The sequence below is a fragment of the Streptomyces sp. HUAS TT11 genome (assembly GCF_051553595.1).
Taxonomy (GTDB): Bacteria; Actinomycetota; Actinomycetes; order Streptomycetales; family Streptomycetaceae; genus Streptomyces.
Map to the genome: position 1 here is coordinate 2,024,454 of NZ_CP196184.1, position 12,612 is coordinate 2,037,065.

At 70.9% G+C, this 12,612-nt stretch carries 3 protein-coding genes; 1 reads left to right on the forward strand and 2 read right to left on the reverse strand.

From position 1 onward, the window contains the following. Positions 1–92: 92 nt before the first annotated feature. On the forward strand, positions 93–4,163 hold the full coding sequence (locus ACSHXN_RS09275; protein ID WP_438302918.1) for a carboxypeptidase regulatory-like domain-containing protein: 4,071 nt from the start codon (positions 93–95) through the stop codon (positions 4,161–4,163). A gap of 124 nt (positions 4,164–4,287) precedes the next feature. On the opposite strand, the gene ACSHXN_RS09280 is transcribed toward ACSHXN_RS09275, so the two are convergent. Next, on the reverse strand, positions 4,288–7,887 hold the full coding sequence (locus ACSHXN_RS09280; RefSeq protein ID WP_438302919.1) for a S8 family serine peptidase: 3,600 nt from the start codon (positions 7,885–7,887) through the stop codon (positions 4,288–4,290). 728 nt (positions 7,888–8,615) lie between these two features. Continuing rightward, on the reverse strand, positions 8,616–12,410 hold the full coding sequence (locus ACSHXN_RS09285; protein WP_438302920.1) for a S8 family peptidase: 3,795 nt from the start codon (positions 12,408–12,410) through the stop codon (positions 8,616–8,618). Positions 12,411–12,612 lie beyond the last annotated feature (202 nt).

A 12,612-nucleotide genomic window follows, 5' to 3' on the forward strand; every position in this document is an offset into this window, starting at 1 on the left:
ATGGGAGTCACACGTTGCGCACATTACCGAGAGCCAGAACCCCGATCAGACGAACGATATCCACCGGCCTGGCCGTCCTGGGTGCCGCCGCCATGGCGGTGCTCGGCCTGCAGGCCCCGGCGTCGGCCGCCGGATCCGCGGCCGTCTCCGTCTCCAGCTCCTCGGCCAAGGACGCACACCCGCTCTTCGAGCCGGCATGCGCCGTTCCGAAGCACGGCCACTTCTCCTGCTTCGCCCTGCGCCGCACCGACGTGAAGTCGGTCAAGGGCGTGATGCGGGCCGACGACACCCCGAACGGCTACGGTGCCGCCGATCTGCAGAGCGCGTACAACCTGCCCACAGACGGTGGCGCCGGGCAGACCGTCGCCATCGTGGACGCCTTCGACGACCCCAACGCCGAGGCGGACCTGGCCGTCTACCGCGAGCAGTACGGACTGCCGGCCTGCACCACGGCCAACGGCTGCTTCAGCAAGGTCGATCAGCGCGGCGGGTCCGACTACCCCACCCCCGATGCGGGCTGGGCCGGTGAGATCTCGCTCGACCTCGACATGGTCTCCGCGGTCGCGCCCAACGCGCACATCCTGCTGGTCGAGGCCGACGACAACAGCTTCGAGAACCTGTCCTCGGCCGTCGACGAGGCGGTCGCACTCGGTGCGAAGTTCGTCTCCAACTCGTACGGCTCCGACTATCGCGGCGGGGGCGGTGAGGACCCGTCCGAGACCACGACCCTGGACGCCCACTACAACCACCCGGGTGTCGCGATCACCGCGTCCACGGGCGACTACGCCTACGGCGTCGGCTACCCGGCGGCCTCGCAGTACGTGACCTCGGTCGGCGGCACCACGCTGACCCGCGCCGCGTCCACGTCGCGCGGCTGGACCGAGTCCGCCTGGAACCTCGCCGGCTCCGGCTGCTCGCTGTACGAGCCCAAGCCCGCGTTCCAGCACGACACCGGCTGCGCCAACCGTGCACTCGCCGATGTCTCCGCGGTCGCGGAGGACGTGGCGGTCTACCAGACCTACGGCAACAGCGGCTGGGCGGTGTACGGCGGTACCAGCGTCTCCTCGCCCATCATCGCGTCGGTGTACGCCGACGCCGGTACACCGGTCGCCGGCACCTACCCGAACTCCTACCCCTACGCGACGGGTACCGGGATCAACGACATCACCACCGGCAGCAACGGCAGTTGCTCCCCGTCGTACCTGTGCAACGGCACCGCCGGCTACGACGGTCCGACCGGCCTCGGCACCCCCGCCGGTCTGTCCGCCTTCCGCAGCGGCCCGCACGGCGTGATCTCCGGCAGCGTGACCGACAGCGCCACCGGCAAGCCGGTCGGCGGAGCCACCGTCAGCGCGGGCACCAACGTCGCCCACACCGACGCCTCCGGCGCCTACTCCCTCACGGTGCCCACCGGCACCTACGACGTCACCGTCGAAGCCTTCGGCTACGCCGACGGCTCGGCCGACAAGGTCGTGGTCGACGACGGTGCCACATTGACCAAGAGCTTCTCCCTCACCCCCGTACCGAGCCACACCGTCGCCGGCAAGGTCGTCGACGGCTCCGGCCACGGCTGGCCGCTCTACGCCAAGATCACCGCGGACGGGGTCCCGGGATCGGTGTGGACCGACCCGGCCACCGGCGCCTACAGCCTCGACCTGCCCGAGGGGCACACCTACACCCTGCACGTCGCGACGAGCACCACCGGCTACCGGGCCGTCACCAAGAAGGTCGACGTCGGCGACTCCGACGAGACCGTGCAGTTCTCGGTCCCCGTCGACTCATGGGCGACCAGCACGCCCGGATACCAGGTCCACGAGACCGGCAGCACCGAGCCCTTCGACGCCACCGACGCGCCACCGGAAGGCTGGCACGTGGTCAACGCCGACGGAACGACCGGCGGCTGGGAGTTCGACGACCCCGGCAACCGGGGCAACGGCACCGGCGGTGAGGGCGCGTTCGCGGTCGTCGACAGCGACCACTTCGGCGGCGCGGCCACCCAGGACACCTCGCTGCTGACCCCGGTCTACGACTTCAGCGGCAAGGACAACCCGGAACTGGCGTTCAACACCCAGTACCAGCAGTTCACCAACCAGACCGCGGAGGTCGAGGCGACCGCCGACGGCGGCGCGACCTGGACCAAGGTCTGGTCCGCGGGAGCGTCCATCATGCCCGGCCAGCGGATCACCGTCCCCCTCGACGGCTTCGCCGGCAAGTCCGAGGTGCAGTTGCGCTTCCACTTCACCTCGCACTTCGGCTGGTGGTGGTCCGTCGACGACGTCTTCGTCGGTGACCGCTTGGTCACGCCCACCCCGGGCGCCCTGGTCGTCGGCAACGTGACCGACGCCAACACCGATTCGGGCGTGGTCGGGGCCACGGTCACCAGCCAGGACAAGCCCGCCGAGCAGGCAACCACGGCTGCCACTCCCGACGACCCGAACCTCGCCGACGGCTTCTACTCGCTGTTCTCCACCACCTTCGGCAGCCACGCCTTCACCGCCGCCAAGTCCAAGTACACCTCGCTGACCAAGACGGTGAAGGTCGGCGCCGACAGCACGGTCTCGGCCAACTACAAGCTCAAGGCCGGGAAGATCACCGTCACTCCCGGTTCCGTCGCCGCCACCGTCGCCTGGGGCGGATCCAAGACGCAGAACCTGACCGTGAAGAACACCGGCGGCGCACCCGCCACGGTCAAGCTCGGCGAGCAGTCCGGCGGCTTCACCCAGCAGGGCAAGGGCGCCGCGCTGCAGACCGTCAAGGGTGACTACAACGCACTGTCCAGCAAGGCCCATGGCGGGGGCAGCACGGCCAAGCCGTCCGCCGCTCCGGCCGACGGCCCGTGGCAGGCGGCCCCGGACTTCCCGGGGGCCATCATGGACAACGCTGTCAGCACCCAGGACGGCAAGGTCTACTCCGCCTTCGGGTTCACCGGATCGGCCGACAGCAAGGACATGTACGTCCTCGATCCGGTCGCCGGCAGCTGGACCAAGCTGGCGAGCGCGTCCGACACCCGTGAGGATCCCGCCCACGGCTTCATCAACGGCAAGTTCTACGCCGCCGGTGGCTGGGGCCCGTCCGGCGCACCGGACGCGAAGCTGGAGATCTACGACCCGAGTGCGGACAGCTGGACCACCGGCGCATCCGCGCCCAAGCCGTACGCCGGCTCCGGCACCGCCGTCCTGGACGACAAGCTCTACATGATCGGTGGATGCGGCGCCACGACCTGTGGCACCACGGACGCCAGCGTCTACGACCCCGAGTCCGACAGCTGGTCCATGATCGCCGCCTATCCCGAGCCGATCTCGTGGGAGGCGTGCGGCGCCGTCGACGGCCTCCTGTACTGCGCCGGCGGCCTGGGATCGAACAACAGCGACGTGGCCCACACCTACGTCTACGACCCGGGGGCGGACAGCTGGTCGCAGCTCGCGGACATGCCGGCCACGCAGTGGGGTTCGGCCTACACCGCGGCCAACGGCCGGCTGCTGCTGGCCGGGGGTGTCAGCAACAACGCCCTGACCAACCGCAGCCAGGCCTTCGACCCGCAGGCCGGCACCTGGAGCGCGCTTCCCAACCCCAACGTCGCCACCTACCGCGGCGGCGGCGCTCCCGGCTTCTACAAGGTCGGCGGCGGCAACGCCCCCAGCACCCCGACCGCCACGGTCGAGCTGCTGCCCGGCTACGACCAGACGGGGTCGGGCGATGTCACCTGGCTGAACGAGAGCACGCAGCAGCTCACCCTGCAGCCCGGGGCGAGCACGACCGTCACCGTCTCCCTGGACGCCTCGGTTCCCGAGGTGACCCAGCCCGGTGACTACACCGCCGACCTGACCGTGGGCACCGACACGCCGTACTCGGTACCGCGCGTCCCGGTCGGCCTGCACGTCAACCCGCCCAAGACCTGGGGCAAGATCACCGGTACCGTCCTCGGGGCCACGGCCGCCGGCGGCACCGCGCCGCTGGCCGGGGCGACCGTGCAGATCGACAGCTGGGCCTCGACGTACACGCTCACCACGGCGTCCGACGGCACGTACGCCCTGTGGCTCGACGTCCGCAACAACCCCCTCACCGTCATCGTCGCCAAGGACGGCTACCAGCCGACCGTGACGACGGTGAAGCTCACGAAGGGAGCGACGGTCACCAGCAACTTCACCCTGAAGCGCAAGTAGCGGGAAAGGCGCCGGGAGTTCACCGCCGGCGGCACGCGGAGCAGTGCCGCCGGCGGGCACCCGCTGCGAACCGCGCACAAGGGATGGGCCGGTCCTCGTGGACCGGCCCATCCGTGTCACAGGGTCATTCGAGGCCGAAGGCCCGGGTGACGGTCTGTGTGACCCCACCTCCGTTGCGCTGCTCGGCGGTGACCCGGACGGACACGTAATCGGCCCGGGAGGGTGCGTTCAGATGCGCCTGCCAGGAGCCCTGCTTCTCCTTCAGGCTCTGCCGCCGCCACGTTGCCCCGTCGTCGTAGGAGACGTCGAGCTCGAGCGAGGTGACCGCGTCCTCGGGGGCGCCACCGCCGACGACGACGGGCTCGACGGAGAAGGCCGAGGTGCGCTTCGCCCGTCCTGCGAGGTCCAGATCGGCTCCGTAGTCGAGTTGGACCAGCGGGATGGCCTGGTCGTCGGCGTGGCCGGAGACGAAACGCCACTCGGTGTGCGTGGTGGTGGAGTAGGGGGTGAGGTCGGCATTGCCCTTGGTGTCGGCGACGAGCCGGTAGGCGAGTCGCTGCGGTGCCAGGCCGCCCACTCCGAAATCGGGCCGTGGCCCGTTCTGCATCAGCAGGCTGTCCCCCTGGTACAGCGCGAAGCTCCGCTGCATCATGCCGGTGTCGCCGCTGTGGGCGGACCCCCCGTCACCGAATCCCGCGATCATTCCGCCCATGGCGTCGCCGACGCGGTGCGGGACCTCGAAGCTGACCATCCTCGGCCGTGTGAGGGGGCCGAACCAGCGTTCGCTGTGCACGCTGCGCGGCCGGTAGCTCGCGATGTCGGTGAACGTCGACCAGCCGTCGATGCTCGCGTACTGCTGCCACTTGACGCCGTTGCCTGCGGAGACCCAGTCGGTACGGTGGCCCGCTGCGACCGGCTCCCTCGGGAACGGCGGGACGCGTGTCATCCCGAACCCGGCATAGGGATAGGCGGCCGGCCAGTATTCGTACGACGGGCTGTCCTCCCGGCTTTCCATGACCTGCTTGCCGGCGGGCGGGGCGAAGTCGTTCTCGATGCGAGCGAGGCTGCCGGGGTCGGTTGCCGCGGAGGGGTCGTCCGGCACCCCGCCCCGGTGGTAGTCGGCCAGGTCGTACAGGTACTTCGGCGCGGGATGGGCTTCGACTGCCAGCCTTGTCCCGCTCCTGCCCGCGGCCTTGATCGTGGTGATCAGGTCTTCGCCGTCGTCCACGGTGAGCGAGGCGACCGGGATCCGCCCGGTCGTCCTGCCGTCCGGGTCGCCGTACCAGTCACTCTTGCGGCCGTCGCCGTCGTTGACCACCAGGAGCATCGCCGCCCCCGCGGTGCGCGCCGCGGCCGCCTGGTCCGTCGGGGCGACGGCGGCGCTGCTGCGGACGACCACGGCCTTGCCGCGGGCGGACACTCCGGCGTAGTCGGCGGGCGTGCCGCTTCCGGCGAAGACGGCGTCCACATGCGCGGTGCCGTTCCGGAACTGCGGGGATCCCGGCTGCACCAGGAGCGTGTCGTCGAGGCTGCGTCCGCGGTAGGCGATCCTCAACGGAGTCTGCTCGGCCCGGATCCGGGTGGTGAAGACGAAGCTGCCCTTGCGCACTTTGCCCTTGGTCGGCAGGGCCCACAGGCTGTCGTAGGCGGCGGAGGGCATCAGGACCTCGTGCAGTGCCTGCGCGTCGCCGGGCGTCGGCTCGCTCGAGGTGAAGGAGCGGAACAGGTCGATCCTGCTGGTGGTGACGGACGTGGGCTCGGGCGTCTCCACCTTGACCTGGCGTATGCGCGACGCGTCGAGTTCCACGTCCCGATCGGACTTCAGGTCGAGTTCGGGCACGGTCAGTACCGCGTATCCGAGGGAGTGCGGGCCGTGGCGGCCTTCCACGTCCAGCGTGGAGACGACCGTGTAGGAGCCGGGAGCCCAGCGGCTGGTGAGCGTGCCGTCCGGGACCCACATGACGGTGGTCCTCCCGTCGGCACCGGTGATCTCGACCTCGCCGCTGACGGGCTTGCCGGCCCGGTCCTTCAGATGGACGGTCAGGGCGTGCTTCTCGTACTCGACGGAAAGCCCCACGGCCGTGTGCACGGCACCGGCCGGGAAGCGTGCGGTGACCTGGGCGGCGTACTGGCCCGGCGCGAGCCCCCTCGGGTCCGCCACCACGCCGACCGTCGAGGTCCCGCGCGCGGGTACCGTGACGTGGTCGGCGGCCAGTGCGAACGTTCCCGCGGGCGAGTCGCCACGGTCCACCGCGAGTTGCACCGTGACGGGCCGGTCGGTGGTGTTGGTGTAGGTGATCCGCCGCTCGACCGGCTTCGGCTTGCGGTCCGGCGACCAGGGGACGAGTCCGGCATCCACCGATCCACTCGCGACGACCTGGTCCTGCCGGTACGCGGTGCCCACGTCCACCCGGCCGGTGCCCGCCTGATACGGGCTGTAGGCGGGCGTCGGCGCACTGGTGCTCATCAGAGCGTCCTTGAGCTGTTGCCCGGTCCACTGCGGGTGCTTCTGGGCCAGCAGAGCGGCTGCCCCCGCGACATGAGGCGCCGCCATGGAAGTACCGCTGTCCGAGCGGTAGTAGCCTTCGCCGCCGTCGTTCATGTACTGGGACCGCGCCGCCGACACGTCCACGCCGGGTGCGGTCAGGTCCGGTTTGAGGGCGTCGTCGTTCATGCGCGGCCCGGCGCTGGAGAAGTCGGCGAGGTGGTCCGCCCCGTCCACCGCGCCGACGGTGAGGGCGGCGTCCGCGGTCCCCGGCGCGCTCACGTTGTAGGGGCTGTTCCCGGCGTTGCCCGCGGCGATGACGAAGAGCGCACCCGTCTCGGCACTCAGCTGGTTGACCGCCTGGCTCAGCGGATCGTCCTGGGTGTGCCACGCCGGTGTGCCGAGGCTCATGTTGATCACCTTGGCGTGTTCGGTCCGCGCCGCCCACTCCATGCCCGCGATGATCCCCGATATCGGACCCGATCCGCTGTTGCCCAGGACCTTGCCCACCAGCAGATCGGCGCCGGGGGCGACTCCCCGCTCCTTGCCGCCGGACGCGGCACCCGTCCCGGCGACGGTCGAAGCCGTGTGCGTTCCGTGGCCGTTCCTGTCCACGACGTCCTCGCCCTGGACGAAACTCCGGGACGCCACGATGCGGCCGGCGAGGTCCGGATGGGTGGCGTCCACGCCGGAGTCCAGTACCGCGACCCGTACGCCCGTACCCGTGCCCCCCGCCGACCAGGCCGAGGGAGCGCCGATCTGCGCCGTCGTGTCGGCGAGTGCCGCCTCGGCCTTGCCGTCGAGCCAGATCTTGTCGATACCGGCGGCGAAGGACGGCGCGGCCCCGTCGTCCGGGGCCGCACCGGCGCGTGCCGTCGACCGCTGTGCGTCCTGCCTCCGGGTGTCGGTGAGGGTCGACCAGAGGGCGGCGGCCTTCGACCTGCGGGCGCGAACGGCCTCGCCACGAACGGACGGAAGGGCCCGCGAGGTCTCCACCCCCGGCAGTGCGCTGTCGGACGGCGAGCCGGACGAGCCCTTCGCGAGGCCGGAAGTGAGGGCGGAGGAACCTTCGGAGCGGGTGACGATCAAGGGGAGCGCACCGGCGTGCGCGTCGTCGTATCCCTGGGCCACCAGTTGGGTGACGTCGAAGAGTTGCTTGTCGAGGCGTCCCGTGGCGAGGTACGCCATGGCCTCGTCGGGATACACGAAGGTGTCACCGTCTTCGACAGCGACACGCACCGAGCCCGTGGCTCCCGGCGGGCGCTCGACTGCGTCCACCGAGAGGCCCGTCCGGCCGGGCCCCTGAGTCGCCGTCACCTCGTCCCCGGTGATCAACGTGACCTTGACCGGTGCGGGCCGAGGCTCGCTGTGTCCGGCCGAAGTGGTGGCGGGATGCGGTGGGCCGACGGCCCCGTGGGCCGTCGCCGGAGTTATCAGAGCGGCGACAAGGGCCGCCGCAACGGACGCCGCGGATCTTCGCGCAAAAGGGAGTCCCACAATGCCTCCAGAGTCGATGATCGACCGAATCCGACCACCCGTGAAGGCCCGATGTAAAGTACTTGAATTCCCAACCGCCCGAGGGTAAGGCGCATCTCGGACCGGCCTTCACCAGCAGACCGGCGTTGCGGCCTTCGGCACCAACTGCCCGTGTATGACGGGCGGTTGGGATCGTCATCATCAGGACCGCAGCGGGCGCGTCACCATCGAGTGCACCCATTGACCATCAGGTGAATCGCGACGCTTTTACGTGTACGAAACGGCGGGGTGACCTCGATTCGTCATGGGCTTTCGGGCACGGAGATGTGACAGGGGAAACAGCACGTATTCCGGTACAACGGCCTCAGGGTGCATCACAGTTGCCTCTCCCCCGCGGTGACGCCGTCCGCAGCGCGGCGGGTGCCGGGCCAAGTGGCCCGGCACCCGCCGCGGTTCAGGCAGGGGCGGCCGCTGTCACCGTCCCGGGCGGATCAGGATGTACCGCGCTGGAGGTACGCGCGCACCACGGTCTGCCGGACGCTGTTGCCGGCGGCGTCCGTCGCCGTGACCCGCAGCGTCACGTACGCGTCGCCGTGCCGCAGCGACGGCCGCTCCACCGTGGCGGTGAATCGTCCGCCGCCCTTCCCGGTGGTGCGGGCGGTGGTCCAGTTCCCTCCGTCGTCGTAGGACGTCTCGACCTTCAGCTTCACACCGTGCGGCGCCGCCATGCCGTCCTGCATGCGGACGGTCAGCCCGACGGTGTGCCTGCGGGCGGGTCCGACGGCGTTCTGCGCGTCGACCGGTGCGGCGTAGTCGACCTGGAGCAGCGGCAGCTTCTCCGGGTCGCCCGTGGTGCCCGAGCGGAACGTCCACGAGGTGCTGGTCTCGGTCCCGAAGCGCCAGTCGTCCGAGACTCGGGCGGTGGTCAGGTCCAGGCGGTACTCGGCGTCGCCCGACGGCACCTCGACATTGCCCCACGCTCCGGCATCGGAGGCCGTGATCTGCTTCCCGTCGCGGTACAGCACCGCGCGGGCGGTGTCGTCCTGGGCGACTTCCCTGGCACCGACGCCGATGCCGCCGAAGCCACCGCTCTCCGCGAACGCCCAGTGGCCGGTGCCGTCGCTGAACTCGGGGACGTACAGCGACAAGGTGTCGCCGTTGCGTACCGAGGCCCAGGGCGCGCCCCGGGGGATCGACGGGCGGACGGGCCCCCCGAACCACCGCTCGGTGGCCTGTTGGCCGGGCCGGTAGGTGTGGGGGGCATCCCGCATGCCTGCCAGCAGCGGGAAGTCGGGGATGTCGACGACATTGTGGTGCACCGTGTGGTACCAGAGCGTGTCGCCGCCGGTGACGTACTCGGTCCGCTCCTGCCCGGTGGGCACGTCACGGGTGTACTGGTTCCAGGCGGTGTCCTGGTAGGGCCGCCAGCCGAAACGCTGCTCGCTGGCCCAGGAACTGGCTCCGGTACGGGTGTAGGTGGCCCGGACGACGGCGCTCTCGCGTTCGGAGACCGTGTGGACCAGCTGCTGGGGGATCCGGCCCTTCGCCACCTGCATGACGTCGTAGAGGTACGGGCTGTGGACCGTGCCGGAGAAGTCCACCGTGGTGGCGCGCTGCGCCGCACGCTTCAGCAGCGTCGAGCCCTCCACCGCTCCGGCGCGCATGGTGGGCACCGCCATGCGCTCACCGCTCGGGGACCAGCGCGTCCATGGGTAGAAGCCGTCTTCCATGACAAGCATCAGTGCCTTGGCCCCGGCGTCCCGGGCAGCCTGGGCAAGAGCCCGGTCATCGGTGAAGTGCCAGCGGACGACGGCCAGTTTGCCCCGCACACCGGCCTTCTTCAGCTCGGCCGCGGTGCCGGTGCCGGCGTCGACGGCGGTCAGCTTCGCCCCCTTGTCGTCGAAAGCGGGGGACGCGGGCACGTAGTACGGGGTGAACGCCAGCGACGTGCCGGGGACCTCGGCCCGCAGCTGCGGTGCGGTCATCTGCCAGCGGGAGGCGAACTCGAAGGTGCCGTCGGTGACGGGCGCCGTCGGGCTGACGTAGATCCGCTTGGCGACGTCGAAGAACATCACACCCTGGGTCAGACCGTGGCCCTCGATGTTCCGGTACGTCTGGTAGCTGAGGATGCCGCGCTGCTCGGCGGGGCGTGGCGTACGGATCTGCACGGGGGTGGTGTCGGCCGCGTTCAGGGTCACCGTCGCATCCTTGGTGATCTTGACCTCGGGGTTGACGACCTCGCGCAGTTCCTGGCCGTCGGCCGCGTTGTCCAGCGTGCCGAAGCTGACCTGGTACGTGCCCTCCTCGACCTCGGCGACGGCGGGCTCCAGGCTGGTGTAGTCGACGAACCCGTCCTGGCCCCAGATCGTCGGGGTCGCGCCCTCGATGACCTTGCCGTCACGGTCGCGGGCGACCACGGTCAGCCTGTGCTTCGGGGCGTGGACGTTGAGGCTGACGGTGGTGTGGGCGAGAACGGTGCCGTCGGCTGCGGTGGCGGTGACGTACCCGTAGTAGTCACCGCGGGTGGCGTGGGCTGCGTCGGTGTTCAGCGGGACGTCGGCGCCGGCGCCGGGGGCGAGAGTCACGGTCCCCGAACCGAGGGTGACCACCCCGGCCGGCAGGGCGCGCCCTTCGCCGGTGGCCAGACCGACCGCCAGCCTCAGCTCGACCGGCTTGTCACCGGTGTTGGCGTAGTGGACGGTGGCCGCCTGCTGCCGCCCGGCCGCCCCGGCGATCTGCACCGCGGGGAGCGCCAGAGTGCCGGTCGCGGTGACCGGGCCGGTGGCCGTGGCCAGGTCGATGCGGCCACCGCCCTGGTCGGTCACCTTGGTGCCCGACACCGTGTGCGAGGTGCTGATCAGCGCGTCCTTGATCTGCTGGGCGCCCCAGCCCGGGTGCTCCTGCGCCAGCAGTGCGGCGGCGCCCGCGACGTGCGGCGTGGCCATGGACGTACCGGAGGCGGAGGTGTAGTCGGCGTCGATCGGGTCGCCCATGGTCGTGCCCGCGGCGCGCGCGGCGACGATGCCCACACCCGGTGCGGTCACATCGGGCTTGACGGCCCGGTCGCCCTGGCGCGGGCCGCGGCTGGAGAAGGGAGCGAGGGAGTCGTCCCGGTCGACGGCGCCGACGGTGAGGGCGGCGTCGGCGGCTCCCGGCGAGCCGATCGTGTACTGGCCCTGCTCGCCCGCGTTGCCCGCGGCGATGACGAACAGTGTGTCGGTGGCGGCGGTCAAGGTGTTGACGGCCTGGCTCATGGGGTCGGTGCCGTCGGTCGGTTCGTCCGAGCCGAGGCTCATGTTCACGACCTTGACGCGTTGCCCTGCCGCCCACTCCATGCCGTCGATGACCTGGGACTCCGAGCCGAAGCCGTCGTCGCCCAGTACCTTGCCGACCAGCAGGTCCGCCTTGGGCGCGACCCCGCGGCGGGTACCCGAGGACGCGGCGCCGGTGCCGCCCACGATCGAGGCGACATGGGTGCCGTGACCGAAGTGGTCCACCGTGTTGCCGCTGTCGGAGAAGTCCTTCGCTTCCGCGATCCGCCCGGACAGGTCGGGGTGCTTCGGGTCGACTCCGGTGTCCAGCACGGCCACCTTGACGCCCTGGCCCTCGTAGCCCGCCTTCCACGCGACGGGCGCGTTGATCTGCGCGGTACTGCGGTCGAGCACCGCCCTGACCTTGCCGTCCAGCGCGATGCGCGGCGTGGCCGCGGCGCGGGCGGAGTCCGAACCCCCGCCGGACCCGAGCGTCTTCCAGAAGGTGCCGAGATCGCCGCCGGAGACCCTCAGGGAGCGGGCGTCGATGCTGCTCAGCGTGCGGGAGGGCACCGAGGACTCGTTGAGCGCCGCCAGACGGCCGGCCGTGGCCTCGGCCGTCCTCGCCGCCTGTGCGGAGACCCTGGCCCGGTCACGGGACGGACCGGAGAAGACGATCAGCGGCAGCGCGTCGCTGTGGGCCTCGTCGTAGCCCTGGGCGATCAGAGCCGTCACATCGAAGAGCCGGCGGTCCAGCGTTCCGGCCGCAACGAGGGGTTCGGCGTCGGACGGCAGCACGGTCAGTGCCTTGTCGTCCGACTCCAGCGTGCGGAAGACGATGCGTTCACGGCCCGGTCCGGGCTGGACCGACGCGGTGCGCCGCCCTCCCGGCAGCGTCGTCACGGTCACCCGGTCACCGGTGACCAGTTGCACGGTCGCGGACGCCGCACCCCGCTCCGCGGTGGGACGTTCGGCGCTTCCGAAGGTCGCCGTCCGGTTCACGGCGGCGGCCGGCACGACGCCGGCGGCCACCATCAATCCTGTTGATATCGCCGCCGTCAGGCGGGGCCAACGCATCACAAGTACACCCTTCGTACAGCCGGTGAGCACGCGCTGTACGAAAGGAATCAGCTGATGCACCGGAGTGTCATCGGCATCACGAGTCACATCGGCGACATGTCACAACGGCGACAGGCCTCGTCGGCGCGTCGACGAGGCGTGGCAGCGGCACGGCGCC

Coding starts and splice junctions, on each gene's coding strand:
- ACSHXN_RS09275 (WP_438302918.1), top strand. CDS start 93: ATGGCGGTGCTCGGCCTGCAGGCCCCGGCGTCGGCCGCCGGATCCGCG.
- ACSHXN_RS09285 (WP_438302920.1), bottom strand. CDS start 12,410: ATGGTGGCCGCCGGCGTCGTGCCGGCCGCCGCCGTGAACCGGACGGCG.